This window comes from Streptococcus mitis (assembly GCF_946188375.1).
GTDB classification, from domain to species: Bacteria; Bacillota; Bacilli; order Lactobacillales; family Streptococcaceae; genus Streptococcus; species Streptococcus mitis_CX.
This window is the reverse complement of sequence record NZ_CAMHUS010000002.1, coordinates 139,399-165,807: the sequence shown is the minus strand read 5'-3', so window position 1 is coordinate 165,807 and position 26,409 is coordinate 139,399. Positions and strand designations below refer to the sequence as shown.

The following is a 26,409-nucleotide window of genomic DNA, read 5'->3' as shown; positions in this document are numbered from 1 at the left end:
GGAAAAGAAAAGGAAAAGTGAGCATTTTTTAAATTATTTTTTAGCTAAGTATAGGCATTTTTGTTTGGGGGCAAAGAAAATTCCCATGTGTCAGCTTTTGTAGTATAATAGTAAGCAGACAAAAAGATAGGAATGTGTTATGAAAGTATTAGCTTTTGATACGTCCAGCAAGGCTCTTTCTCTCGCTATTTTAGAGGACAAGCAGGTTCTTGCCGAGACGACGATTAATATTAAGAAAAATCACAGTATTACCCTCATGCCTGCCATCGATTTTTTGATGGCAAGTGTGAACTGGACGCCCAAGGATTTGGATAGAATCGTTGTGGCGGAAGGGCCAGGTAGCTACACAGGTTTGCGAATTGCGGTAGCAACTGCCAAGACCCTTGCTCATACTCTTAACATCGAGTTAGTTGGTATGTCTAGCCTCTTGGCTCTGGTGCCCTACCAACAAGAAGGTTTGTTCGTTCCTTTGATGGATGCGCGTCGCAACAATGTTTACGCAGGATTTTATGAGAATGCCAAACCTGTCATGCCAGAAGCACACCTGCCCTTTGAGCGAGTGATTGAGCTAATCAAGGGTGCTAGTCAAGTAACCTTTGTCGGAGAAGTTGGCACCTTTGTGGAGCAGATTCAAGAACACTTGCCAAGGACTAATTTCAAAGAAACCTTGCCAAATGCAGCTAATCTAGCTCTCTGGGCCTGGGACAAGGAAGCAGACTCCTTGCATGATTTTGTGCCGAACTACCTCAAGCGTGTCGAGGCTGAGGAAAACTGGCTAAAGAATCACACCGAATCTGGCGAGTCTTATATTAAACGCCTATGATAGAAATCAAAGGAACTCAACAGCAACCTGATCTGGCTCAAGCCATCTACGCTGTTATGGCAGCTGTTTACCCAGTCAGTTCTTGGACGCTGGAACAAATCCAAGCAGATTTGTCCCAAGATCAGACTTGGTATGCTCTAGCTTATGATGGAGCAGAAGTGATTGGATTTTTAGCTGTGCAGGAGAATCTATTTGAAGCAGAAGTCCTGCAAATCGCTGTCAAAGGAGCCTATCAGGGTCAGGGAATTGCCTCGGCCTTGTTTGCTCAATTGCCGGCAGATAAGGAGATTTTCCTCGAAGTCAGAAAGTCAAATCACCGAGCGCAAGCATTTTACAAGAAAGAAAAGATGGCAGTCATCGCTGAGCGAAAGGCCTACTACCATGACCCAGTCGAGGACGCCATCATCATGAAGAGAGAAATAGATGAAGGATAGATATATTTTAGCATTTGAGACATCCTGTGATGAGACCAGTGTCGCTGTCTTAAAAAACGACGACCAGCTCTTGTCCAATGTCATTGCTAGTCAAATCGAGAGCCACAAACGTTTTGGGGGCGTAGTGCCAGAAGTAGCTAGTCGTCACCATGTCGAGGTCATTACAGCCTGTATCGAGGAGGCTCTAGCAGAAGCAGGAATTACCGAAGAGGACGTAACAGCTGTGGCGGTTACCTATGGACCGGGCTTGGTCGGAGCCTTACTAGTTGGTTTGTCAGCTGCCAAGGCCTTTGCTTGGGCACATGGGCTTCCGCTGATTCCCGTTAACCACATGGCTGGCCACCTCATGGCCGCTCAGAGTGTGGAGCCTTTGGAGTTTCCCTTGCTAGCCCTCTTGGTTAGCGGTGGGCACACAGAGTTGGTTTATGTTTCGGAGGCTGGTGATTACAAGATTGTTGGGGAAACGCGAGATGACGCGGTTGGTGAGGCCTATGATAAGGTTGGCCGTGTCATGGGCTTGACCTATCCTGCCGGTCGTGAGATTGACGAGCTAGCTCATCAGGGGCAGGATATTTATGATTTTCCTCGAGCCATGATTAAGGAAGATAATCTGGAGTTTTCATTCTCAGGTTTGAAATCTGCCTTTATCAATCTTCACCACAATGCCGAGCAAAAGGGAGAGAGTCTGTCTACAGAGGATTTGTGTGCTTCCTTCCAAGCCGCTGTCTTGGATATTCTTATGGCAAAAACTAAGAAGGCTTTGGAGAAGTACCCTGTTAAAACCCTTGTCGTGGCAGGTGGGGTAGCAGCCAATAAAGGCCTTAGAGAACGCCTAGCAACTGAAATCACAGATGTCAATGTCATCATTCCACCTCTGCGCCTCTGCGGAGACAATGCAGGTATGATTGCCTATGCTAGCGTTAGCGAGTGGAACAAAGAAAACTTTGCAAACTTGGGCCTCAATGCCAAACCAAGTCTCGCTTTTGATACTATGGAATAAAGAGTCAGCTTAAGGCTGACTTTTTTACTTGCCGAAATGTCAGAATATTTTGACAAATAAATGTAAATAATGATATAATATATAAAGAATAGGAGGTGGTCAGATGATTGGGAGAATGGAATTGGGGGAATTTTACAAGGAATTACGTTTGGCTAGAAAGCTCAAGCAGTCAGATGTGGCTTGTGCTGGACTAACAGCTTCTCAGCTATCCAAGTTCGAACTAGGGCAGTCTATGCTGTCTGCAGATAAGTTGATTCTAGCTATCCAAGGTATAAATGTGACCTTTGATGAGTTTGGGCACAAGCTCAACAACTATCAAGAATCTCCACATATGCGAATTGGTAGAAAGGTTGTGGATCGCTTTGCCCACCAAGATATAGCTGGTTTAGAGCAACTGTTGGAGGAAGTCGAGCAAGAACAGATGGCAGAGACCTATCGTCGTTTGAATGCCATTGTAATTAAAAACGCACTCCATTCCTTAAATAAGAACTATCCATTAGTAAAAGAAGATAGCGAGTTTTTGACTATCTATCTCTATGCTATTGAGTCTTGGACCTGGTTTGAACTCTATCTCTTTTGCAATACCATGCCCTTCTTGAGCAATCAAGATTTGATATTTTTATCGACCGCTTTAATTGAGAAATCTAGGGAATTTAAAGAGTTGGTACATAATCGATTGTATATGAAAAGTGGATTTCTGAATATTATATCAGAACTCATGGAGCGTAAACTTTTCTCTTATATCCCAATTTTTGAAGCTGAGCTAGAGAGCATGCTTCGTCCATACGATGTTTTTGAAAAAGTATTGTGGCAGTTTTTAAAGAAAATGAAGATTTTCCTTCAAACCAAAGGAAGCAATCAAAAAGAGATTGAAAGATTTATCCAATCTCTGCAAGTATTAGAAAATCCACAATTGCTAGCCCTCTTCGAATTGCGTTTGAAGCAATACAAAGAACTTATTGAGTAGTCAACAATTGCAAATCTGAAATTTCTATAAGAAAAAATATCAAATATGCGATTTTCTAAAATAAGCTAATTTTCGTGTTATACTATCCTTGTAAAGCACTTCAAGCAGATCCTAAGTCGCAGAAGTGGTTTATAGATGGGAATTCGTACAGTATATGTTTAATTATGAGCATACTGTAAATGGCTGGACTAAAAGTGAAACTTGGCGTCCTAGATAAAATGAGGTAAACGATGGAAAAACAAAGTCAGTTACAAATGTTAATTCATTCCCTATACAATAATAAAGAAATTAGCTTGACGGAAGAATTTAGGAAGCAATTGCTGGAAACAGCAAAACAGTTCTCTAGTACTAATGAAGATTTGTTAGCTGTACGTCTTTCTTTTGCCGTCTCTAAAGAATTGTTGAGCTTTAAAGGTGAACCGCCGACAGAGTTGTTGGATTTAGCAAAATTTGTCCAAAAGAAAGAAGCTAAATACAAGCAGGGAATAGTGTGGTCTGGTATTTTTAAGATATGATTTATTATAAAATACGGCATGAACATCATATAATGGATGAATCTGAATATGAGCAAGGCTTGGAGTTCAATATTAAACCAAGTCTTGTTTTCTATACACTGGAACTTTAAAAGGAGTTGTGATGAAAGTATTTCTTCAAAATAGAAATTTTAGGCAATTAACCATCAACCAGTGGATTTCAACGGTTGGGGATACGATTTTTTATCTGGCCTTTTTGAATTATGTGGCAGATGCATCTTTTGCCCCTTTGGCGATTTTACTGATCACGATTTCAGAAACCCTTCCTCAAGTTCTGCAAATCTTTCTGGGAGTTTTGGCGGATTTTCAACATCATCGTGTCCTAAAATATACAATGATTAGTTTTGCAAAATTTTTGCTTTACTCTATCGTTTCTTTATCACTTTCAGGGCAGTCCTTTTCCTTGTTATTAGTAGCATTTATTTGTCTGATTAACCTCTTATCTGACACATTGAGTTATTTTTCAGGCGCCATGCTCACTCCGATTTTCATTAGAATTATTGGGCAAGACCATCTGGCAGAAGCTATTGGATTTAAACAGTCAACTGTTAGTTTAGTGAAAACAATCAGTAATATTCTAGGAGGAGTCTTACTAGGTATTCTATCTATCCAGTCTATTTCCTTACTGAATGCTCTGACCTTTTTAATCGCATTTTTAGGTATTCTTTTCATAAAAACAGACCTCTTGAAAGTAGAAAAAACGATTAGCTATCAAGAAGGACTCTCTGTAAAATCCTTTTGCCAGCATCTGCTCCAATCATCAAAATTGATATGGAATATGAATAAGGTGCTCTTGGTTTTGTTTATTATCTCTATTAGTCAAGCAGTGATAAATGTTACAGTTCCTGTTTCTACTCTGTTTTTGAGGAATCAGCCCTTTTTGAATTTACAAACAGGTCAATCTCTTGCCTTGTTATCCACCCTTGAATTGTCAGCCCTTATTGTCGGAAGCCTTGTGAGTGGCTATCTGAAGAATACAATCTCCATAAAACTAGCCCTATATGCCTCGCTTATTATCCAATTACTCCTTTTAGTTGGCTTTGTGGCAGTTCGTTTTGACTGGATTCTTATCTTTAGTGCCTTGGATGCCTTTTTCGCAGGTATCCTCTCTCCTCGATTACAGGAACTCATTTTTAAACAAATACCTGAGGAGTCAATGGGAGCAGTTCAATCCTCTATCGGTGCCATTACAGTTGTTTTACCTAGCTTATTTACAATAGCTTTGGTAACCATTGCTACTAGCTTTGGAACTCTGGCAGTTAGCTTTGTTTTATTGCTATTTCTTCTAGCTGCCTTTATCATACTCTTGAATATCCGTGAAAACATTTAGCGAAGAATGTGTATATTATATGTTTGAGACTGGATTCCAGTCTGTTTATGATGGCTACAATCAGCAGACTGTTAAATTTTTGAGAAAGTTGCTTGACATTTCAGACCAATCGGTTTATAATTCAAAAATGTAGAGATAAATACATGAGAAAAGAAGAAAAAACAAGACTACGAAGAGAGAAAATCATTACCGCTGCTTTGTTTGAATTTGCTACAAAAGGCTATCAAGGTTTTGTCATCAATGAACTTTGTAAAGTGGATGGTATTTCCAAAGGAGTTTTGTATCATAATTTTTCAGGGAAATCAGACCTCTATCTAACTTGTTTTCAGGAGAGTTTTGAGAAAGCTTTGGCAGTGTTTCTGGGGGTGGAAGGTCAAGTGCCCTCCTTAGCTGATTATATGGAAAGACGTCACCAATTTTATCAGCAATACCCAGAACATAGCCACATTTTCTTTGAGGCAATGATTGCGACACCAGAAGAATTGGAAGCAGACATTGCACCACAGAAAGCTATCTTTTTGGACTTGAATGAACAAGTTTGTCAAAAACTTATATCAGAATCCAAAAGCTATCTTTTTGGACTTGAATGAACAAGTTTGTCAAAAACTTATATCAGAATCCAAACTGAAAGAGCATATTGATGAGAAACGAGCTATGGACTATCTGCGATTGATTCAGGATATGTTTCGTTCCTATTATTTAACTGTTTCGTCAGATAGCAGTTTGCCTGACTTGGTTTCAGGATATGAACATCAATTATCACAGGTTTTGGATATGATGATTTATGGAATACTAGAGGAAGATTCCTCTAAAAAAGGAGAAAAATAATGTCGAAAATTTGGAAATGGTTGTTACTAATTGCGGGTATTTTTGCAGTTTTTGTAGGTTTTAATATGTTTGCACATCCTCTTATTAGCTTGGCTTCCATGACTTTCTGGTTTGCACTTGTATTTGCAGTTCAAGGGATTTCTGAGATTGTACAATACTTCAAATCAGAAGAAAAGCATGGCTGGAATTTATTTGGAGGAATTGTTACCCTCATCCTCGCTCTTACCTTGTTCTCAGGTAGCTTTATTGAAATGGTAACATTTGTACCATTTATCATTTCTTTATGGGCCTTGACAAATGGTATTACAAAAACTATCGTTGGTTTCAAGGTTCGTAAGACGGATAAATCGGTAGGTACCCCTCTAGTTTGGATGGGGATTTTAGGAATCGTAGCAGGTTTAATCATGATGGGACACCCATTGATGACCGGTCTCTATATTAGTTACACCATTGCCTTTGTCTTTATTTATCAAGGTATTGTGGCAATTGTTCAATTCTTCAAGATTAAATAAGAATAAAATGGAGTCTGTCTGATTACAATCAGCAGACTTTTTTCTCTTTCCTGAATGTGTTATAATAGTCCATGCTATGGCTGGAGCCTTTTCAGCCTACTTATACTCTTCGAAAATCTCTTCAAACTGCGTCAGCTTCTATCTGCAACCTCAAAACAATGTTTTGAGCAACCTGTGGCCAGCTTTCTAGTTTGCTCTTTGATTTTCATTGAGTATTATTAAGACAATATGAGGAGAAAGATGAAAGAAAAAGGATTTTGGGAGGGGGCGCAGGCGGCCATGCCAACGGCCCTTGGTTATGTCAGTATTGGCTTGGCCTGTGGGATTATTGGTGCGCCCTATGTGACACCTGTTGAGATGGGCTTGATGAGCCTCTTTGTTTATGCTGGGAGCGCCCAGTTTGCCATGTTGGCACTGATTGCGGTTCAAGCACCTGTGGCAGCTATTGCTATGACGGTCTTTTTGATTAATTTGCGTCTCTTTTTGTTGAGTTTGCATGCGTCAACCTATTTCCGTCATACCAGTCTCTGGCAAAATATCGGTATGTCTAGTCTCTTGACGGATGAGACTTATGGCGTTTTGATGGGCGAGTTAGCCCATACAGACAAGGTCAATCCTATGTGGATGCACGGAAACAATCTCAACAGCTATGTGGCTTGGTTTGTGGGAACAGTTGTCGGAACGGCTCTGGGTGGTCTGCTGCCAAATCCAGAAATCTTTGGCTTGGATTTTGCCCTGGTTGGGATGTTCATTGGAATTTTTGCTTCGCAATTCCAGATTATGCAAAGACGGATTCCTGTCCGCAATCTGCTCATTATCCTAGCAGTTGTTGCGGTGTCCTTCTTTTTACTCTTGACAGTGGTGTCTCAGTCACTAGCTGTTCTGTTTGCGACGCTACTTGGTTGTACAATGGGGGTGGTATTAGATGGTCAGTAAGTATCTTTTATTAGCAGTTATTTTCTCTGGCTTGGTGACCTGGATTCCCCGTATGATTCCCTTCATCTTGGTCAAGTATAAGGGTTTGCCTGCGATCGTTGAGCGCTTTTTGAAGTTCTTGCCCGTTTCTATTATCTTTGCCTTGATTCTGTCAAGCGTAGTGACAGGCAAGACTGGGAGTCTTCCTCAAATCAAATGGCTGGATTTCTTAGCAGTCTTTCCAACGGCTTGGGTGGCCTTTCGCTACCGTAATCTAGTCGGAACGGTTCTCTTTGGAGTGGTCTTAATTGCAGTCTTGCGTTTGGTCTTTTAATACTCTTCGAAAATCAAATTCAAACCACGTCAGCGTCGCCTTACCGTACTCAAGTACAGCTTGCGGCTAGCTTTCTAGTTTGCTCTTTGATTTTCATTGAGTATAAATTAGCCATAAAGAAAACCTATCACAGAGATAGATATCATATAATGGCGTAAATGGTCTTTTTCTGTTAAGATTATAAGGTATTCTATTTTGGAGGAAATGACATGAAAAAAATCGTTAAATACTCATCTCTTGCTGCCCTAGGGCTTGTTGCTGCAGGTGTGTTAGCAGCTTGCTCAGGTGGTGCTAAGAAAGAAGGAGAAGCAGCTAGCAAGAAAGAAATTATCGTTGCAACTAATGCTACACCAAAACCATTCAACTATGAAGAAAATGGCGAATTGACTGGTTACGAAATTGAAGTGGTTCGCGCTATCTTTAAAGACTCTGACAAGTATGATGTCAAGTTTGAGAAGACAGAGTGGTCAGGAGTCTTTGCAGGACTTGATGCCGACCGTTACAATATGGCTGTTAGCAACATCAGCTACACTAAAGAACGTGCTGAAAAATACCTTTATGCAGCTCCAACTGCTAAAAACCCTAACGTTCTTGTAGTGAAAAAAGATGACCCTAGCATCAAATCGCTTGATGATATCGGTGGAAAATCAACAGAAGTTGTTCAAGGGACAACTTCTGCTAAACAGCTAGAAGACTACAACAAACAACATTCAGATAATCCAACTGTCCTAAAGTATACTAAAGCAGACTTCCAACAAATCATGGGACGCTTGAGCGATGGCCAGTTTGACTACAAGATTTTTGATAAAATCGGTGTTGAAACAGTCATCAAGGACCAAGGTTTGGACAACTTGAAAGTGATCGAACTTCCAAGCGACCAACAACCTTATGTTTACCCACTTCTTGCTAAAGGTCAAGATGAGTTGAAAACATTTGTAGACAAACGTATCCAAGAACTCTACAAAGACGGAACTCTTGAAAAATTGTCTAAACAATTCTTTGGAGACACTTATCTACCAGCAGAAGCTGATATTAAATAATTTTTTGAAATCATCCATTCTGCATAAGGTGGATGATTTCTCAGTTTTTAGGGATATAGTTTTAAACTATATATCTGACTATCTAATAACAATTTGTGAAATCAAATAAATTGTGAGATACTAGTACGGTATTATTTTTAAGGAGAAAGAATCATGAAAATCAAAAAATGGCTTGGTGTAGCAGCTCTTGCTACAGTCGCAGGTTTGGCTCTTGCAGCTTGCGGAAATTCAGAAAAGAAAGCAGACAATGCAACAACTATCAAAATCGCAACTGTTAACCGTAGCGGTTCTGAAGAAAAACGTTGGGACAAAATCCAAGAATTGGTTAAAAAAGACGGTATCACTTTGGAATTTACAGAGTTCACAGACTACTCACAACCAAACAAGGCAACTGCTGATGGTGAAGTAGACTTGAACGCTTTCCAACACTACAACTTCTTGAACAACTGGAACAAAGAAAACGGGAAAGACCTTGTAGCGATTGCAGATACTTATATCTCTCCAATCCGCCTTTACTCAGGTTTGAATGGAAGTGACAACAAGTACACTAAAGTAGAAGACATCCCAGCAAACGGAGAAATCGCTGTACCGAACGATGCTACAAACGAAAGCCGTGCGCTTTACTTGCTTCAATCAGCTGGCTTGATTAAATTGGATGTTTCTGGAACTGCTCTTGCAACAGTTGCTAACATCAAAGAAAATCCAAAGAACTTGAAAATCACTGAATTGGACGCTAGCCAAACAGCTCGTTCATTGTCATCAGTTGACGCTGCCGTTGTAAACAATACCTTCGTTACAGAAGCAAAATTGGACTACAAGAAAGCACTTTTCAAAGAACAAGCTGATGAAAACTCAAAACAATGGTACAACATTATCGTTGCGAAAAAAGATTGGGAAACATCACCTAAGGCTGATGCTATCAAGAAAGTGATCGCAGCTTACCATACAGATGAAGTGAAAAAAGTTATCGAAGAAACATCAGACGGTTTGGATCAACCAGTTTGGTAATAAGAAACAGGGAGGTGGGAGAGAGAATTCCACCTCTTGCTTTTGTATAGAGCATGGATTGTCAGGAAGAGTAGTTCATAGAAAGGTAGAGAGAATATGGTTTTTCCTAGCGAACAAGAACAGATTGAAAAATTTGAAAAGGATCATGTAGCCCAGCATTATTTTGAGGTTTTGCGTACCTTGATTTCTAAGAAATCGGTCTTTGCCCAGCAGGTCGGACTTAAGGAAGTCGCAAACTATCTGGGTGAGATTTTCAAACGTGTTGGGGCTGAAGTGGAGATTGATGAGACTTATACGGCGCCCTTTGTCATGGCGCATTTCAAGAGTTCACGTCCAGATGCCAAGACCTTGATTTTCTATAACCACTATGACACTGTGCCAGCGGATGGGGATCAGGTCTGGACAGAGGATCCCTTTACTCTTTCAGTGCGCAATGGCTTCATGTATGGGCGTGGGGTTGACGATGATAAGGGTCATATCACAGCTCGTTTGAGTGCTTTGAGAAAATACATGCAGCACCATGATGATTTGCCTGTCAATATCAGTTTTATCATGGAGGGAGCGGAGGAATCCGCTTCGACAGACCTAGATAAGTATCTGGAAAAGCACGCTGATAAACTCCGTGGAGCAGATTTGTTAGTTTGGGAACAAGGGACCAAGAATGCCTTGGAGCAGCTAGAAATTTCTGGTGGAAATAAGGGGATTGTGACCTTTGATGCCAAGGTAAAAAGTGCGGATGTCGATATCCACTCTAGTTATGGTGGGGTTGTGGAATCAGCTCCTTGGTATCTCCTCCAAGCCCTACAGTCTCTTCGTGCCGCAGATGGCCGTATCTTGGTTGAAGGTTTGTACGAAGAAGTTCAAGAGCCAAATGAACGTGAATTGGCCTTGGTGGATACTTACGCCCAACGAAATCCAGGGGAAATCAGCCAGATTTATGGTTTGGAATTGCCTCTCTTACAAGAGGATCGCGCAGCCTTTCTAAAACGTTTCTTTTTTGAACCTGCTCTCAATATCGAAGGGATTCAGTCAGGTTACCAAGGACAAGGGGTTAAAACGATTTTGCCAGCAGAAGCCAGTGCTAAGCTAGAGGTTCGTTTGGTTCCTGGTCTAGAACCGCATGATGTTCTGGAAAAAATTCGGAAACAGCTAGACAAAAATGGCTTTGATAAGGTAGAATTATACTATACCTTGGGAGAGATGAGTTATCGCAGCGATATGAGCGCACCAGCCATTCTCAATGTAATCGAGTTGGCCAAGAAATTCTATCCACAGGGCGTTTCAGTCTTGCCGACGACAGCGGGGACAGGGCCTATGCATACGGTCTTTGATGCCCTAGAGGTGCCAATGGTGGCCTTCGGTCTAGGAAATGCCAACAGCCGAGACCACGGTGGAGATGAAAATGTGCGAATCGCCGATTACTACACCCATATTGAATTAGTAGAGGAGCTGATTAGAAGCTATGAGTAGAGATATTATCAAGTTAGATCAGATCGATGTGACTTTTCACCAAAAGAAGAGAACCATCACAGCGGTCAAGGATGTGACCATTCACATTCAAGAAGGGGATATCTACGGAATCGTTGGATATTCTGGAGCAGGGAAATCAACCCTTGTACGGGTGATTAATCTCTTGCAAAAACCATCTGCAGGGAAAATTACCATTGACGACGATGTGATTTTTGATGGCAAGGTGACCTTGACGGCTGAGCAGTTGCGTCGTAAACGTCAAGATATCGGAATGATTTTCCAGCATTTTAACCTCATGAGCCAAAAGACAGCAGAGGAGAATGTAGCCTTCGCCCTCAAACACTCTGGACTTAGCAAGGAAGAAAAGAAGGCTAAAGTAGCCAAGTTGTTGGACTTGGTTGGCTTGGCAGACCGTGCTGAAAACTACCCTTCACAACTATCTGGAGGGCAAAAACAGCGTGTGGCCATTGCGCGTGCTTTGGCAAATGATCCAAAAATCTTGATTTCAGACGAGTCAACTTCTGCCCTTGATCCTAAGACAACCAAGCAGATTTTGGCCTTGTTGCAAGATTTGAACCAAAAATTAGGCTTGACTGTTGTCTTGATTACGCATGAAATGCAGATTGTCAAAGACATTGCCAATCGTGTGGCAGTTATGCAGGATGGGCATTTGATTGAAGAGGGCAGTGTCCTTGAAATCTTCTCAGATCCTAAACAACCTTTGACTCAAGACTTTATCTCAACAGCTACAGGTATTGACGAAGCCATGGTCAAAATCGAGAAGCAAGAAATCGTGGAACACTTGTCTGAAAACAGCCTTTTGGTGCAACTCAAGTATGCAGGTGCTTCAACAGACGAGCCACTTTTGAATGAATTGTACAAGCATTATCAAGTAACGGCTAATATCCTCTATGGAAATATCGAAATTCTCGATGGTACTCCTGTTGGAGAATTAGTTGTGGTCTTGTCAGGTGAAAAAGCAGCGTTGGCAGGTGCCCAAGAAGCCATTCGTCAAGCAGGCGTACAACTAAAAGTATTGAAGGGAGGACAGTAAGATGGAATCATTGATTCAAACCTATTTGCCAAATGTCTATAAAATGGGTTGGGCTGGTCAGGCAGGCTGGGGAACAGCCATCTATCTAACTCTTTATATGACAGTTCTTTCTTTCATCATCGGAGGGTTCTTGGGGCTAGTGGCAGGTCTTTTCCTTGTTTTGACAGCGCCAGGTGGTGTCTTGGAAAATAAGGTCGTTTTCTGGATTTTAGATAAGATTACCTCTATTTTCCGTGCGGTACCATTTATCATTCTCTTGGCAGTCTTGTCACCCTTCTCTCATCTAATCGTAGGAACAAGCATTGGTCCAAATGCGGCTATCGTACCGCTATCTTTTGCAGTCTTTGCCTTCTTTGCCCGTCAAGTACAGGTTGTCTTGGCTGAGCTAGATGGTGGTGTTATTGAGGCGGCTCAAGCTAGCGGAGCGACATTCTGGGATATCGTAGGTGTTTACCTATCAGAAGGTCTTCCAGATTTGATCCGTGTGACGACTGTGACCTTGATTTCTCTTGTTGGAGAAACAGCTATGGCTGGTGCGGTTGGAGCTGGTGGTATCGGTAACGTAGCCATCGCTTATGGATTTAACCGTTACAATCACGATGTAACCATCTTGGCAACCATCATTATCATTTTGATTATCTTTGCGATCCAATTCTTGGGAGACTTCTTGACCAAGAAATTGAGCCATAAATAAAAAAGAGCCGCCTGGCTCTTTTTTAGTAATCAGATTTTCTGTGCCAATTTTTTACTCAAGGTTTGTCCAATTAAGGCACCCACTAGGGCTCCGATGATAATACTTGTGATAAATAGAAGAACGGTTCCAGGGTTTGGAGCAACCATGATACGGTCGATATATTCTTGTGATTTTCCTCTTGCTAGAAGGGTTGCCATATAGGTTTTGGGCGCAATCCACATAAGTAAGATTGGGCCAGTTGAGCTGAAGGCAAAAATAATAAAAGAAAGAAAGTTCTTTGTTTGGTCCTTGTATTTTCCGAGGCTAGCTACTGCATCTGCTAGCAGGCCACAGATAATTCCAGGAAGGAAGGCACCGGCACCGTGTTTAGTTCCCAAGAAAAAGAGAGCAATGACAAGGCCGATAGTGGTAATGGCTCCAAAACGTGGAACTTTTGCGATTAGAATCATATAGACGCCACCGCCGACAAGGGCAGTAAAAGCAGGCGCATAAAACATGTTTCCAGTTTGATCAAAGAGATTGCCCAAAAGGACACCAATCCCCATGGAGAGGAAGTAAAGAACTGCAAAAAGCAGTGTAGTTAAGATAGATTTCTTCATGAATTGTCTCCTGATAATTTTTTCACAATTCTCATTGTATCACGGTTTGAAGGGATTGTAAATGGGCACTAGAAGTTTTTGAAAACGCTTGAAATATGATATAATAGTTTCATAGTTATTTTTAGGAGGATATCATGGGGAGATTTTTAGACTTTGTCTTTAATCGTTTCTTTTTAGGGATGATTGCGACAGCCTTCTTTTGGCTATTAACTTTAGCAGGAGGGATTATCCTTGGTCTAGCGCCGGCTAGTGCCACCTTGATGAGCCTATATGCAGAACATGGTTATAGCTTTCGGGAATACAGTTTGAAGGAGGCGTGGTCTCTTTATAAGCAAAATTTCGTCTCAAGCAACCTGATTTTCTATAGCTTTTTAGGGGTGAATCTAGTTTTGGTCTATGGCCTGTATCTCTTGGTGCAATTGCCTCATCAGACTATTATTCATTTGATTGCGACCTTTTTGAATGTCTTAGTAGTTGCCCTGATCTTTTTGGCTTATACAGTATCTTTGAAATTACAAGTTTATTTTGATTTGTCCTATCGAAATAGCCTCAAACTATCCTTGATTGGCATCTTTATGAGCTTAGCGGCTGTGGCCAAGGTTCTCCTTGGGACAGTGCTACTTGTGGCAATTGGTTACTATATGCCTGCCCTACTTTTCTTTGTAGGAATTGGGATGTGGCATTTCTTTATCAGTGATATGTTGGAACCGGTCTATGAAAGTATCCATGAAAAATTGGCGACAAAATAGAATGAAGCAGTTTTGGCTACATACGCTTCTGAGAACCTACAGTTCAGTGATGATGATTATTATTGCGAGTTTTGCAATCTTACTCTCTTACGCTGACTGGGATTCACGGGAAAAGGAAGCTCAAAGAGTAGCTCAACGTGTAACCACTCGAACAGTTGATGAAGTGGAGTATTATTATAGAGAATCAGCCCAACTGGCGCAAGATTTAGTAGCCAATCAAGACCGGATACAAGGGGTTTATAAGTACTTTAGCTTGTCAACTTCTGAGTATTTTTATTGGCTGTTGGAGCATCAAGCAGCTTCGTCAACTTCTATTTCTCTGTATGAAAACATTGATGATCTTTATGTCCAAAATGACTCTATAACGGGTGTTGCAATCGTCTTGCAGGATTTTAAAGAAGTTTATGTTTCAACAAGGGATAAAAGAAGTGGTCATGTCTTGCCTGCTGAGGCCTTTAAACCAGAGGCCAATAGTTTTGGCATTCCAGTTCTGGACCCAGCAACGGATCAATCTATAGGAGTGATTTACATCTCCTTGGATCCAGAAGTCTTATATCATGCCATTGACAATACCCGAGGTCATATCCCGATGGCTGTGACTGTGACATCACCATTTGATACGGAGATTTTTCATATTGGTGAGAGGGTCAATAGGGAACATGAGAACTGGTTTGTCGGTTTTACCTCTCATGGATATCAGGTTCAGGTGGCAGTTCCTAAAAACTTTGTTTTACAAGGAACAGTGGCTAGCTCTGCTTTGATTGTGGGCTTGAGCCTTCTCTTTATTGTCATTCTCTATCTGACTTTGAGGAAGACTTTTGCTAATTATCAAAAGCAGGTAGTGGACCTGGTGGATTCCATCCAAGCTATTGCCAAAGGACAAGAAGGTCTTCGCATTGATACGCTTGAAAAGGATCAGGAATTGCTCCTAATCTCGGAGACGACCAATGATATGTTGGATCGCTTGGAAAAGAATATCCATGATATTTATCAGTTAGAGCTTAGTCAAAAAGATGCCAATATGCGGGCCTTGCAGGCGCAAATCAATCCTCACTTCATGTACAATACTCTGGAGTTCTTGCGTATGTACGCAGTCATGCAGAGTCAAGATGAGTTGGCAGATATCATTTATGAGTTTAGTAGTCTCTTGCGTAACAATATTTCCGACGAAAGAGAGACCCTTCTCAAACAGGAATTAGAATTTTGCCGTAAATACAGCTATCTCTGCATGGTTCGCTATCCCAAGTCCATTGCCTATGGTTTCAAGATAGACCCAGAGCTAGAGAATATGAAAATTCCTAAGTTTACCTTGCAACCGCTGGTAGAAAACTATTTCGCGCATGGTGTTGACCACAGACGGACAGATAATGTGATTAGCATCAAGGCGCTTAAACAGGATGGTTTTGTAGAAATTTTAGTGGTCGATAATGGTCGTGGAATGTCGGTTGAAAAACTGACAAGTATTAGAGAAAAATTAAGTCAGAGACATTTTGAACACCAAGCCAGTTACAGTGATCAAAAGCAGTCTATCGGGATTGTCAATGTCCATGAGCGTTTTGTGCTCTATTTTGGGGATCGCTATGCTATTACTATAGATTCTGCAGAGCAAGCAGGTGTTCAGTATCGTATTATAATTCAAGATGAGTAGAAAGGGAGAAAATGTATAAAGTATTATTAGTAGATGATGAGTACATGGTGACAGAAGGTCTGAAACGTTTGATTCCCTTTGATAAGTGGGATATGGAGGTCATCGCAACAGCCAGTCATGCCGATGAAGCCCTAGAATATGTTCAGGAAAATCCTGTCGATGTGGTCATTTCCGATGTCAATATGCCCGACAAAACAGGGCTTGATATGATTCGAGAGATGAAAGAAATTTTACCAGATGCTGCCTATATCCTGCTCTCAGGTTATCAGGAGTTTGATTATGTCAAAAAGGCTATGAACCTCAAGGTTGTAGATTATTTGGTCAAGCCTGTTGATAAAGTAGAGTTGGGAAATCTGCTGGAGAAGATTGCAGGTCAGCTCGGCGAGAGAGGAAAGAAAAGTCAGACCCTCAGTCAAGATTTAGACGAGGCTGGATTTGTTAGTTATCTAGGAGGTAAGGAGAATTGGTGGATAGGCCTATCCAAGGAAAAACAAGGCTCTTTCACCATTCCCTACTATGTATTGGGTCAAGACTGGCAGATTTTCATTTCTGACCAACCCCTAGATGGGTTAGTCGTTACTCCCTTTGAAGCTCCTTATCAAGAACACTTTGAACGCTGGAAGCTGAATGCTGAGAAAGCCCTCTTTTACGGTTCTGTAAATCTAAAACAGTCTGAGAGTCTCTTTGCCTATTACGAACCGATTTATAGGGTTATCATTCAGGGGAATCTCAATCAAATCGTGGAAGAGTTGAACCTTTTGGAGAAGGTGGTTCTTGAAAATACGCCGCGTGTTCCGATTACCAAACAGCTTTTTATCCAGTTTGTCATGGATGTCTTTCACTTGTTTGAACATCTCAAAGCTGATGATATGACGGACATTGTCAAAACCATTCATGCTATTCAATCATTCGATGAATTGGTTCCTTATATCAAGGAAACTCTGACCCGCTTCTTTGGGCAATATCGTATGAATGAAAACGTGGTCAGTGTGCTGGAAGTCATTGGGCGTGATTATCAGAAAGAACTTTCCCTCAAGGATATCAGTAAGGATCTCTTTATCAATCCTGTCTATCTAGGGCAGTTGATCAAGCGTGAAACCAATTCGACCTTCGCAGAATTACTAAACAAACAACGCATTAAGGCTGCCCAGCAGCTCTTACTTTCAACTAGTGACAGTATCGAAGATATTTGTTATGCCGTTGGTTACAGTAACGTGGGATATTTCTATAAAGTGTTCCGAAAATTGTGCGGAAAATCGCCAAAAGCCTACCGAAAACAGGTAGAAACGACACTATAATATTTGTATTCCTTTACAAAAGGTGCTATAATATAAATAATAATATCAGGAGGTTCTATCATGAAAAAGAAACCGATTTATCTATGGGTCTTGCTCATCTTGTCTGCTCTTATTTCAGCTACGTCTCTGTTTGAACTTTTGAAGCCCTTGCCTAGTAAAGAAGTCCTTCGTGCTGCTCAAAAACAAGTTGCAGGGGTCAGTGCTCAGCAGGTAGAAGATAGCATTAATTTTAGCTATAGAGTGGCAGAAGCATCTCATTCTATTTTTAATGTGGCCTTGGTTGTACTATCTGCTATTTTAGTGGTAGTAGCGATTGTGTTCCTTGTTCGTAAGAATTTGCAGTATGCAAACTATACTTATGTCGGCTATGTTTTGCTAGCCATTATTGGTTCGATTTATACCTATGTGACTTTACAAGACGCTTTGCAGTTGGTTCAAGATGAAACTATTCGTTTGACAATGGGTATTGGTTCAAAAGCTGTCAGCATTTTCTATATCGTCATCAATGTTCTCTTCCTAGCCCTTGTCTTCTACAAGATATGGCGTCAACAAAAAGCCTTGGCAGAAGAAGAGGAAACAGAAGAACTTGCCTAAGTATTGACAAAAAATAACTATCAAGTTACAATCTTGGTAGTTATTTTTCGATTATACATAAAATCATGGAGGTAAATATGAAGACAATTTCTTTAGTTTATATCAGTCTGAGTGGGAATACTGAGAGTTTTGTGACCCGCCTGAAAGACTATCTCTTGTCCCGGTACGAGGGAATTGAGGTTCAAAAGATTCATATCAAGGATTTGGTTAAGGAAGGTCACGATTTCTATGAAATGGACCACCCTTATGTTGCTTTTTTGCCGACTTACCTAGAAGGTGGGAATGGCGTTGATAACGGAGATGTCGAGATTTTGACAACACCAGTGGGAGATTTTATCGCCTATGGTGACAATGCTAGTAAGTGTTTTGGCGTGGTTGGTTCAGGAAATCGTAATTTTAATAACCAATACTGCCTGACAGCTAAGCAATACAGTCAACGTTTTGGTTTCCCTGTATTGGCTGACTTTGAAATGCGAGGTATGCTGGGAGATATCAAACATGTCGCAGCGATTATCGCAGATTTGTATGAGTTGGAAAGTTAAGCTTAGGCTTGACTTTTTTATTATCTTAGGCAGTTGTATCAGCATTCTTACTTTTTATGCTTCAAGAGTTGATTGATATGGTCCACTTTTTTAGCTTCTCTTTTATAGAGAATAGCCCAAATGATGAGGTAGACAATCGCAAACTCGATAATGAGCTGGAGATAGAAGATCCAGTGAAAAGGAAACCAACCTGCCAGAGTTGCTAGTGGGATAAAGCCAGCCAGCATGAGGAAGAAATGGGTCATAGTTGCACGGAGCAAGCTCCAGTCACGGCTGAATAATCGTTTACCAAAGTTGAAGAGAATACCGATGGCTGCCCAGATAAGAGTACAGTAGAGCAAGACCAAGGCACCGTGAACCTGATGTTGAGCCATCACTTGTCCGATCAGAGATTCAGGACTCAGTGGTGCGTAGGTATTTGGTGCATAAATGAGTGAAAAGATGATAGAGAGGATGAGGCCGATGAGGACACCAGCAGCTGCGTCGTGGAAGATTTGTTTTTTCATAGTTCTAATTTCTCCTTGATGGTTTTTAGATAACGGCGTGAAGAATAGGTGAAGCTTTCGTTTTTCAAGAAAATTTCTACTAGGCCGTTTGGGGTTAGCTTGAGATGAGAGATGGAGTTGATATTGATGATTTCTGATTGGGAAATTTGGATAAAATTGGTTGGCAGAATTTCAAGAACCTGATAGAGTCGTAAATCAATATTGTAGGTCTGGCTAGCCGTTTCTGCAAGAACCTTCCGATTCTCGATATAGAAGCGCTGTATCTTACCAATCTTAACTAGATAGACCTGATCATCAATCTTTCCTTTGATTGTTTCTTTTTGGTCCAGATTTTCTGCGAACTCGATGACTTTCTGGATTTTATCGGTTTCTTGAGGTGCTTGGACAATCAGCTTTTCCTCCTTGTAAGTTTCACTAATCTGTAGTTCTACTTTCATAAATTTCTCTCCTTGTTTTTCATACAAAATTGTGATCACTTATTGTACACCTTTATTAAACACTATTTTACGATACCTGACAAGGGACTTTGTTTATGTGGAGGGATTTGGCTCCTATGTGGTGGAGCTTTTCTGTCCTTTCTGAAATATGGTATAATAGCACTAATCAATTTCTAGGAAAATAGATACAGAAAGGGGCTGAAAGATGTCTCATATTATTGAATTGCCAGAGGTGCTGGCAAACCAGATCGCGGCTGGAGAGGTTATCGAGCGTCCAGCTAGCGTTGTTAAGGAGCTAGTAGAAAACGCCATTGACGCGGGCTCTAGTCAGATTATCATTGAGATTGAGGAAGCTGGTCTCAAGAAAATCCAAATCACAGATAATGGTCATGGAATTGCCCACGATGAGGTGGAATTGGCCTTGCGTCGTCATGCGACCAGTAAGATAAAAAATCAGGCAGATCTCTTTCGGATTCGGACGCTTGGTTTTCGTGGTGAAGCCTTGCCTTCTATCGCTTCTGTTAGTGTTTTGACCCTTTTGACGGCGGTGGATGGTGCAAGTCATGGAACCAAGCTCGTCGCGCGTGGGGGAGAAGTTGAAGAAGTCATCCCAGCGACTAGTCCTGTGGGAACCAAGGTTTGTGTGGAGGACCTCTTTTTCAACACGCCTGCCCGCCTCAAATATATGAAGAGCCAGCAAGCGGAGCTGTCTCATATCATTGATATCGTCAACCGTCTGGGCTTGGCCCATCCTGAGATTTCTTTTAGTTTAATCAGTGATGGCAAGGAAATGACACGGACAGCTGGGACTGGGCAACTGCGCCAAGCTATTGCAGGGATTTATGGTTTGGCGAGTGCTAAGAAGATGATTGAAATTGAGAACTCTGACTTAGATTTCGAAATTTCAGGTTTTGTGTCTCTGCCTGAGTTAACTCGGGCTAATCGCAACTATATCAGCCTCTTCATCAATGGCCGTTATATCAAGAACTTCTTGCTCAACCGTGCTATTTTAGATGGTTATGGCAGCAAGCTTATGGTTGGCCGTTTTCCACTGGCTGTCATTCACATCCATATCGACCCTTATCTAGCGGATGTCAATGTGCATCCGACCAAGCAAGAGGTGCGGATTTCCAAGGAAAAAGAACTGATGACGCTGGTTTCAGAAGCTATTGCAAATAGTCTCAAGGAGCAAACCCTGATACCAGATGCCTTGGAAAATCTTGCCAAATCGACCGTGCGCAATCGTCAAAAGGCGGAGCAGACCATTCTCCCACTCAAAGAAAATACACTCTACTATGAGAAAACAGAGCCGACAAGACCAAGTCAAGCTGAAGTAGCTGATTATCAGGTGGAATTGGCTGATGAAGGACAGGATTTGACCCTGTTTGCCAAGGAAACCTTGGACCAATTGACCAAGCCAGCAAAACTGCATTTTGCAGAGAGAAAGCCTGCTAACTATGACCAACTAGACCATCCAGAGCTAGATCTAGCTAGTCTTGATAAGGCCTATGACAAGCTGGAGCGAGAAGAATCTTCAAGCTTCCCAGAGTTGGAATTTTTCGGGCAAATGCACGGGACTTATCTCTTTGCCCAGGGGCGAGATGGGCTCTACATCATAGACCAGCACGCGGCTCAGGAACGGGTCAAGTATGAGGAATACCGTGAAAGCATTGGCGATGTTGACCAGAGTCAGCAGCAACTCTTAGTACCTTATATCTTTGAATTTCCTGCGGATGATGCCCTTCGTCTCAAGGAAAGAATGCCTCTTTTGGAGGAAGTGGGTGTCTTTCTAGCAGAGTACGGGGAAAATCAATTTATTCTACGTGAACATCCTATTTGGATGGCAGAGGAGGAGATTGAGTCAGGTATCTATGAGATGTGCGACATGCTCCTTTTGACCAAGGAAGTTTCTATCAAGAAATATCGAGCAGAGTTGGCCATTATGATGTCCTGCAAGCGGTCTATCAAGGCCAACCATCGTATCGATGACCATTCGGCTAGACAACTCCTCTATCAACTTTCTCAATGTGACAATCCCTACAACTGTCCCCACGGACGTCCTGTTTTGGTGCATTTCACTAAGTCGGATATGGAAAAGATGTTTCGACGTATTCAGGAAAATCACACCAGTCTCCGTGAGTTGGGGAAATATTAAACTAAAAGGAAAACTATGTACGAATATTTAAAAGGAATCATTACCAAAATCACTGCTAAATACATTGTTCTTGAAGTCAACTGTATCGGCTATATCTTGCATGTGGCCAATCCTTATGCCTACTCAGGACAGGTTAATCAGGAGGCTCAGATTTATGTGCATCAGGTTGTGCGTGAGGACGCCCATCTGCTTTATGGTTTTCGCTCAGAAGACGAGAAGAAGCTCTTTCTCAGTCTGATTTCGGTGTCTGGGATTGGGCCTGTATCAGCTCTTGCTATTATTGCTGCTGATGACAATGCTGGCTTGGTTCAAGCCATTGAAACCAAGAACATCACCTACTTGACTAAGTTTCCTAAAATTGGCAAGAAAACAGCCCAGCAGATGGTGTTGGACTTGGAAGGCAAGGTAGTAGTGGCTAGTGATGATCTTCCTGCCAAGGTGGCAGTGCAAGCTAGCGCTGAAAACCAAGAACTGGAAGAAGCCATGGAAGCCATGTTGGCTCTGGGCTACAAGGCGACAGAGCTCAAGAAAATCAAGAAATTCTTTGAAGGAACGACAGATACAGCTGAGAACTATATCAAGTCGGCCCTTAAGATGTTGGTGAAATAGGAGCAGAGCATGACAAAACGTTGTTCGTGGGTCAAGATGACCAATCCTCTCTACATCGCTTATCATGATGAGGAGTGGGGTCAGCCCCTCCATGATGACCAAGCATTGTTTGAGTTGTTGTGCATGGAAACCTATCAGGCAGGCCTGTCTTGGGAAACGGTGCTCAACAAACGCCAAGCTTTCCGTCAAGCCTTTCATGGCTATCAAATTCAAGCGGTGGCAGACATGACCGACACCGAGTTGGAAGCCTTGCTGGAGAATCCAGCCATCATTCGGAATAGAGCCAAGATTTTTGCTACTCGGACTAACGCCCAAGCATTTCTACGACTACAGGCAGAATATGGCTCTTTTGATGCCTATCTTTGGTCTTTTGTTGAGGGGAAAACTATCGTTAACGATGTTCCCGATTACCGCCAAGCCCCTGCTAAAACACCCTTGTCTGAGAAATTAGCCAAAGATCTCAAAAAACGAGGTTTCAAGTTCACAGGCCCAGTCGCTGTCTTGTCTTTTCTACAAGCAGCAGGGCTAGTTGATGACCATGAGAATGATTGTGAGTGGAAAAGCGGTCACTAGTGTGTACAGGTAACTAGCATATCTGAGAATATATAAAAAGCTGAGAAACTTTTCCCAGCTTTTTATATATACTATTAGATTTGTTAGAGTGAAGTCAAAAAAGTGATTCCACCTAAAATAACACCAGCTGAATTTGGAATGATTAGTATCCAATCCTTCTTAGGTTCCTTTGTCTATCCATAAATAACCCAGATTAAGCAAGATATAGCAGCTGATAAAGGTTGAAATGGTTGAGCTTTATTTCCCTGTAAATTAGCGATAATTTGAGGTATGTAGGCAATAAATACTATAATTCCAATAAAGGCACCAATAGAACCTACGATTCGATTAATTTTTTGTTTTGTCATATACGCCTCCTTCAAAAGGATATCATAGAAATTAGCGAAATGCAATAAATTCAGATACAAATTGTAACGAAAACGAATACAAAAGCACAAAAATAGAGAAACTATTTATTTTTTGTTATAGTCAAAGCGAATGACTTGTTCCTGTGCATCTACATGAGCATGGACCCCAAAGGGTACAATTGCTCTTGGAGTTGCGTGGCCGACATTCAGATTATAGACAATCGGGATATTGCTGTCAATGATATCCAATAGTGCCTCTTTATAGTCGTCATAGAAAGTTTCATCCATAGGTTTTCCGACCAGGAGTCCACTGATGGCCTCGAATATACCAGTGTTCTTTAAAGTTTGCAACATCTTTTTGAAGTCTTTCGGCTTAGGCTTTTCTTCGCTTGTTTCTAGTAAGAGGATTTTTCCTTCCCAGTCTGACAAGTCAGGGAAAAGTTTGTATTTTTGGCAGAGCTCCGTACTATCTGCGTATCGAGAATTGTCAAAGATATCGTAGAGAGATTCAAGGCAACCACCGAGGATTTTTCCCTCGAATAGTGCATTTCCTTGTAACAACTCAAAACCGGTATTTGTATGACTGATACGAGGTGTTCCTAGAGCCTTGGGACTAAAATCAGTTCGTTCATCATACCAAACGTCACTAGGGCGGATTTCTGAGATTCTTCCCGTCTCAATCAATTCTTTAAAGTAGTGAAGGCTATAGGCTAACATTTCTTTGTCTAATTCACAAATGTCTGCTAAGAAGGATTGACCATAAAAAGTTTTGATTCCTAGTTTATGCAACATGAGATGGTTCATGGTTGTATCCGAGAAGCCAAGAAATATTTTTTGTTTGATAACCTTTTGGAGTTGGTCATTTTCAAAAAGATAAGGTAGCAAACGATAGGTATCGTCTCCACCGATTGCGCATAGGATCATATCGATGCTATCATCAGAAAAGGCCTGCATTAAATCCTCTGCACGAGCTTCAGGATGGTCCTTGATAAAGTCTAAGCCTTTTTGCGAATGGGGCAAAAAGATAGGATTGATTCCCAGGTCCTTGAGACGTTGGACACCCAAGTCCACTTCGTGTTTGACAAAGTCCTCTCCGATAATGCCACTAGATAAACTAACAATACCAATAGTAGAAACCATATCTCATCCTCCTAGAAATTGATTGAGCCTATTTTATCATAAAAGATGGGAGAAAACTATAGGGAAAAGGGTAGAGGGAAGCTTGTAGGCAAGCAAGTGAAAAAGCAACCGCTGGTGCAGTTGCTTTTCGTTTTCTAATCAGTAATCTCGCTAGATATGAGTTACTTGGTCAACTCTTGATTATAGGAGAGAGCCAAATCAATCCAGTAAGGCAATTCTTTTTGGCCTTCTATATCTAAGTCTATATACCCATGATAAAGGCGCCCCCTCATCAATGTAGTATGAGCTCCTGTTCGGGGTAGAACTTGCTTCTCCATTTCCTTGCCAATTCTGACCATAACCAGTTCATCCTTTCTGGAACTGACAGTAAGGACCATTTTACCACGAATCATAAAGGCCAGGCCACCAAACAGCTTCTTTTCTTCTAGCTCTTCTTCGAAAATTTGGGGAGGAAGTTTGAGCGCTAGAATTTTTCGAATCTGCTGAGCTAAAGATTGACTATATGCCATAGCTCTTTCCTTTTCTTAGTAACGTGTTGGTCCTGCACTTGCGCTTCGGATGTTCAAGCGTTTCTTGAGATAGAAGCGAAGGGCTAGGAGGGCTACTCCGATAATAGCCAGTGGCAATGGAGCAAGTACTGGGTTAAGGCTGGCTGGTAGGAAGCTTGTTGCAAAGAAAACAAGCAACCAAAGGAACATAGAAGCTAGGATAACTAGTACAGATTTCCAGAAAGGTGGACGTTGACTGCGGTCCATATCTGGTCCATAATATTGGTAAACAAAGTAGTACATCAAGTAGAAGGCAAATCCACCAACAAGTCCAACTAATAGGAGAGTGACAAATCCATAGCCGAAAGCCTGATCTGCCGCAAAGAAAGTTGTGAGGGCGCTGACGAGGGCAAAGAGGCTAGTGATGAAAAGAGCTGAGTCCATAATCATCAGTTTTGGATCATCATTTTCTTTTGGATGCTCTTTTTCATATTGTTCCTTGACAGTGAAACTATGAGCCCAATGAGTTGGTGCACCATAGAGGGAACGAGCAGTCGTACCCTTGGCTTGCTCTTCAAGGATTTGGGGAATAACTTCCTCAAAAATAGCCTTGATTTCAGCGTCTGTTTTTCCATCTTTGATGAATTGTTGGGTAGCGATGTGGACAAACTCTTGGTTTTTCTTTGTTAATTTTTGTAGATCAATCTGAGACATAGGAACTCCTCTTAGAACCATTTTTTATGGATGAGATAGAGAGTGAGCGAGACACTCATAGCAAAGGCGATAAAGACGATTAACCAGAAGGCATTTGGCTCTCCGTTTAGGGGGATTTCATTATCCTTAAAGTTCATCCCGTAGGCAGAAAAGACCATGGTTGGGATGGACATGACGATGGTCACAAGGGCCAAGGTTTTCATGATGTTGTTCTGGTTATTGGAAATGATAGAGGCGAAGGTCTCTGTCATAGAGTGCAAGACGTTTCCATAAATATCTGCCATCTCGATGGCCTGTTGGGTTTCAATCAGGGTGTCTTCAAGCAGGTCTTCGTCCTCAAGGTATTTCTTGATATTGCTGGTTGAGCTGGTCAATTTCTTAATCACACGTTCATTTGTTTTGAGGGAAGCCTTGAAATAGACGATGGTTTTTTCCAATTCCATGAGCTCAATCAATTCTTCATTACGAGTTGATTGATGCAGTTGACTTTCGATTTGCTCACTCTTACGGTCAATTGAACGAAGGGCTGTTAGGTAAAGCTCTGCATTGCGATAAAGAATCTGAAAGATAAAACGCGAACGCATGAAGGTGTAGAAATTACGCAAACGACGGTTGATAAAGACATCGAGGACCGGTAATGGTTCCAAACACGTAGTGATAATGGTTTCCTCTGTGATGATAATACCAAGCGGGATGGTGACGTAGTAGGTGCGATTATTTCTTTCCTCTGTGACCGGAACGTCTACGATAATCAGGGTATACTCGTCTTCAATTGTAATACGAGACATTTCTTCCGCATCGAGCGGTGCTCGAAGGTCGGCAATATCAATATCGAAGGCGTTAGCGATTTCGAGTGATTCATTTTGAGTCGGATTGACGAGATTGATCCAAGTACCCGGTTCAAGTGTATCGATCTCTTTAAATTCAGTTGTTGTAGAGAGAAAAACTTGTTTCATATCCCTTATCCTTTCTCATTTTTCAGATTTTTTCACACCGTACTATTATACTACAAAATCGGCCTTTTGGGTAATAGAATCTCACTTTTTTTGGTATAATGGTAAGCAATAA

The 26,409-nt window shown here is 41.5% G+C and carries 31 protein-coding genes and 1 pseudogene; 24 read left to right on the top strand and 8 right to left on the bottom strand.

The window, feature by feature from the left end; translation table 11 throughout:
• Positions 1 to 139 precede the first annotated feature (139 nt).
• From tsaB to N8M16_RS03275, 16 genes are all read left to right on the top strand, one after another.
• On the top strand, positions 140 to 823 hold the full coding sequence (gene tsaB / locus N8M16_RS03350) for a tRNA (adenosine(37)-N6)-threonylcarbamoyltransferase complex dimerization subunit type 1 TsaB (RefSeq protein WP_084887770.1): 684 nt from the start codon (positions 140 to 142) through the stop codon (positions 821 to 823).
• Positions 820 to 1,257 (top strand): ribosomal protein S18-alanine N-acetyltransferase, encoded by a 438-nt coding sequence (gene rimI, locus N8M16_RS03345; RefSeq protein ID WP_078238060.1) that lies wholly within the window; start codon positions 820 to 822, stop codon positions 1,255 to 1,257. The genes tsaB and rimI overlap by 4 nt, the downstream gene beginning before the upstream one ends.
• A complete protein-coding gene (gene tsaD / locus N8M16_RS03340; protein WP_238096101.1) occupies positions 1,247 to 2,257 on the top strand; it encodes a tRNA (adenosine(37)-N6)-threonylcarbamoyltransferase complex transferase subunit TsaD in 1,011 nt (336 codons plus the stop codon). The genes rimI and tsaD overlap by 11 nt, the downstream gene beginning before the upstream one ends.
• Before the next feature lie 103 nt (positions 2,258 to 2,360).
• Entirely contained in the window at positions 2,361 to 3,224 is an 864-nt protein-coding gene (locus N8M16_RS03335) for an Rgg/GadR/MutR family transcriptional regulator (RefSeq protein ID WP_004254984.1), read from the top strand.
• A 230-nt stretch (positions 3,225 to 3,454) separates the two neighbouring features.
• The gene (locus tag N8M16_RS03330; RefSeq protein ID WP_004254985.1) at positions 3,455 to 3,739 is read left to right on the top strand and encodes a bacteriocin immunity protein; all 285 of its coding nucleotides are present in this window, start codon (positions 3,455 to 3,457) and stop codon (positions 3,737 to 3,739) included.
• Between the two features lie 121 nt (positions 3,740 to 3,860).
• Complete coding sequence (locus tag N8M16_RS03325; RefSeq protein ID WP_004254988.1) at positions 3,861 to 5,087, top strand: MFS transporter; 1,227 nt, start codon at positions 3,861 to 3,863, stop codon at positions 5,085 to 5,087.
• A 143-nt stretch (positions 5,088 to 5,230) separates the two neighbouring features.
• Positions 5,231 to 5,677: a TetR/AcrR family transcriptional regulator gene (locus N8M16_RS03320; RefSeq protein WP_004254991.1), complete on the top strand. Its 447-nt coding sequence runs from the start codon at positions 5,231 to 5,233 to the stop codon at positions 5,675 to 5,677.
• Between the two features lie 64 nt (positions 5,678 to 5,741).
• A complete protein-coding gene (locus N8M16_RS03315) occupies positions 5,742 to 5,915 on the top strand; it encodes a hypothetical protein (RefSeq protein ID WP_228111531.1) in 174 nt (57 codons plus the stop codon).
• Positions 5,915 to 6,427: an HdeD family acid-resistance protein gene (locus N8M16_RS03310; RefSeq protein ID WP_000036821.1), complete on the top strand. Its 513-nt coding sequence runs from the start codon at positions 5,915 to 5,917 to the stop codon at positions 6,425 to 6,427. Before N8M16_RS03315 ends, N8M16_RS03310 begins: the two co-directional genes overlap by 1 nt.
• Before the next feature lie 240 nt (positions 6,428 to 6,667).
• Positions 6,668 to 7,363 (top strand): AzlC family ABC transporter permease, encoded by a 696-nt coding sequence (locus N8M16_RS03305; RefSeq protein ID WP_000659743.1) that lies wholly within the window; start codon positions 6,668 to 6,670, stop codon positions 7,361 to 7,363.
• On the top strand, positions 7,353 to 7,676 hold the full coding sequence (locus N8M16_RS03300) for an AzlD domain-containing protein (RefSeq protein ID WP_049551427.1): 324 nt from the start codon (positions 7,353 to 7,355) through the stop codon (positions 7,674 to 7,676). Before N8M16_RS03305 ends, N8M16_RS03300 begins: the two co-directional genes overlap by 11 nt.
• Before the next feature lie 209 nt (positions 7,677 to 7,885).
• Positions 7,886 to 8,716, top strand: coding sequence for an amino acid ABC transporter substrate-binding protein (locus N8M16_RS03295; protein ID WP_004254995.1), 831 nt, complete (start codon positions 7,886 to 7,888; stop codon positions 8,714 to 8,716).
• A 153-nt stretch (positions 8,717 to 8,869) separates the two neighbouring features.
• Entirely contained in the window at positions 8,870 to 9,724 is an 855-nt protein-coding gene (locus N8M16_RS03290) for a MetQ/NlpA family ABC transporter substrate-binding protein (RefSeq protein WP_042751775.1), read from the top strand.
• A gap of 96 nt (positions 9,725 to 9,820) precedes the next feature.
• A complete protein-coding gene (locus N8M16_RS03285) occupies positions 9,821 to 11,194 on the top strand; it encodes a M20 family metallopeptidase (RefSeq protein ID WP_000231807.1) in 1,374 nt (457 codons plus the stop codon).
• Complete coding sequence (locus tag N8M16_RS03280; protein ID WP_000085666.1) at positions 11,187 to 12,248, top strand: methionine ABC transporter ATP-binding protein; 1,062 nt, start codon at positions 11,187 to 11,189, stop codon at positions 12,246 to 12,248. Before N8M16_RS03285 ends, N8M16_RS03280 begins: the two co-directional genes overlap by 8 nt.
• Position 12,249: 1 nt before the next feature.
• Positions 12,250 to 12,942, top strand: coding sequence for a methionine ABC transporter permease (locus tag N8M16_RS03275; protein WP_000444647.1), 693 nt, complete (start codon positions 12,250 to 12,252; stop codon positions 12,940 to 12,942).
• Positions 12,943 to 12,971: 29 nt separating this feature from the next.
• Here N8M16_RS03275 and N8M16_RS03270 read toward each other — a convergent pair whose 3' ends face one another.
• A complete protein-coding gene (locus tag N8M16_RS03270; RefSeq protein WP_261069623.1) occupies positions 12,972 to 13,541 on the bottom strand; it encodes an MptD family putative ECF transporter S component in 570 nt (189 codons plus the stop codon).
• Between the two features lie 134 nt (positions 13,542 to 13,675).
• On the opposite strand from N8M16_RS03270, the gene N8M16_RS03265 reads away from it, so the two are divergent.
• The 5 genes from N8M16_RS03265 to nrdI all read left to right on the top strand — a co-directional run bounded on the left by N8M16_RS03265 (position 13,676) and on the right by nrdI (position 18,372).
• Positions 13,676 to 14,290 (top strand): YesL family protein, encoded by a 615-nt coding sequence (locus N8M16_RS03265; RefSeq protein WP_000532357.1) that lies wholly within the window; start codon positions 13,676 to 13,678, stop codon positions 14,288 to 14,290.
• Complete coding sequence (locus N8M16_RS03260) at positions 14,268 to 15,938, top strand: sensor histidine kinase (RefSeq protein ID WP_314725815.1); 1,671 nt, start codon at positions 14,268 to 14,270, stop codon at positions 15,936 to 15,938. The genes N8M16_RS03265 and N8M16_RS03260 overlap by 23 nt, the downstream gene beginning before the upstream one ends.
• An 11-nt stretch (positions 15,939 to 15,949) precedes the next feature.
• Entirely contained in the window at positions 15,950 to 17,236 is a 1,287-nt protein-coding gene (locus tag N8M16_RS03255) for a response regulator transcription factor (RefSeq protein WP_020902674.1), read from the top strand.
• Between the two features lie 60 nt (positions 17,237 to 17,296).
• Positions 17,297 to 17,830, top strand: coding sequence for an ABC transporter permease (locus N8M16_RS03250; RefSeq protein ID WP_023946835.1), 534 nt, complete (start codon positions 17,297 to 17,299; stop codon positions 17,828 to 17,830).
• 77 nt (positions 17,831 to 17,907) lie between these two features.
• Complete coding sequence (gene nrdI / locus N8M16_RS03245) at positions 17,908 to 18,372, top strand: class Ib ribonucleoside-diphosphate reductase assembly flavoprotein NrdI (protein WP_261069622.1); 465 nt, start codon at positions 17,908 to 17,910, stop codon at positions 18,370 to 18,372.
• Between the two features lie 47 nt (positions 18,373 to 18,419).
• On the opposite strand, the gene N8M16_RS03240 is transcribed toward nrdI, so the two are convergent.
• Entirely contained in the window at positions 18,420 to 18,878 is a 459-nt protein-coding gene (locus tag N8M16_RS03240) for a DUF3021 domain-containing protein (RefSeq protein WP_000743962.1), read from the bottom strand.
• The gene (locus tag N8M16_RS03235) at positions 18,875 to 19,315 is read right to left on the bottom strand and encodes a LytTR family DNA-binding domain-containing protein (RefSeq protein ID WP_000861976.1); all 441 of its coding nucleotides are present in this window, start codon (positions 19,313 to 19,315) and stop codon (positions 18,875 to 18,877) included. Before N8M16_RS03235 ends, N8M16_RS03240 begins: the two co-directional genes overlap by 4 nt.
• A gap of 205 nt (positions 19,316 to 19,520) precedes the next feature.
• Between N8M16_RS03235 and mutL the strand changes: the two genes are divergently transcribed.
• The 3 genes from mutL to N8M16_RS03220 are packed head-to-tail and all read left to right on the top strand — an operon-like array spanning position 19,521 to position 22,652.
• On the top strand, positions 19,521 to 21,470 hold the full coding sequence (gene mutL / locus N8M16_RS03230) for a DNA mismatch repair endonuclease MutL (protein WP_120164156.1): 1,950 nt from the start codon (positions 19,521 to 19,523) through the stop codon (positions 21,468 to 21,470).
• A gap of 15 nt (positions 21,471 to 21,485) precedes the next feature.
• Positions 21,486 to 22,079: a Holliday junction branch migration protein RuvA gene (gene ruvA, locus N8M16_RS03225; RefSeq protein WP_024056928.1), complete on the top strand. Its 594-nt coding sequence runs from the start codon at positions 21,486 to 21,488 to the stop codon at positions 22,077 to 22,079.
• A gap of 9 nt (positions 22,080 to 22,088) precedes the next feature.
• Positions 22,089 to 22,652, top strand: a complete 564-nt coding sequence (locus tag N8M16_RS03220; protein WP_261069621.1) for a DNA-3-methyladenine glycosylase I — start codon at positions 22,089 to 22,091, stop codon at positions 22,650 to 22,652.
• Positions 22,653 to 22,735: 83 nt separating this feature from the next.
• On the opposite strand, the pseudogene N8M16_RS03215 reads toward N8M16_RS03220, so the two are convergent.
• From N8M16_RS03215 to N8M16_RS03195, 5 genes and pseudogenes are all read right to left on the bottom strand, one after another.
• Positions 22,736 to 22,999 (bottom strand): annotated as a pseudogene (locus tag N8M16_RS03215) (SemiSWEET family transporter).
• A gap of 105 nt (positions 23,000 to 23,104) precedes the next feature.
• On the bottom strand, positions 23,105 to 24,139 hold the full coding sequence (locus tag N8M16_RS03210) for a S66 family peptidase (protein WP_261069620.1): 1,035 nt from the start codon (positions 24,137 to 24,139) through the stop codon (positions 23,105 to 23,107).
• A 161-nt stretch (positions 24,140 to 24,300) separates the two neighbouring features.
• A complete protein-coding gene (locus tag N8M16_RS03205) occupies positions 24,301 to 24,648 on the bottom strand; it encodes a hypothetical protein (protein ID WP_000331824.1) in 348 nt (115 codons plus the stop codon).
• Positions 24,649 to 24,663: 15 nt separating this feature from the next.
• Positions 24,664 to 25,341: a DUF1129 domain-containing protein gene (locus N8M16_RS03200; protein WP_261069619.1), complete on the bottom strand. Its 678-nt coding sequence runs from the start codon at positions 25,339 to 25,341 to the stop codon at positions 24,664 to 24,666.
• Positions 25,342 to 25,352: 11 nt separating this feature from the next.
• Complete coding sequence (locus N8M16_RS03195) at positions 25,353 to 26,297, bottom strand: magnesium transporter CorA family protein (RefSeq protein ID WP_000815623.1); 945 nt, start codon at positions 26,295 to 26,297, stop codon at positions 25,353 to 25,355.
• Between the last annotated feature and the right edge of the window lie 112 nt (positions 26,298 to 26,409).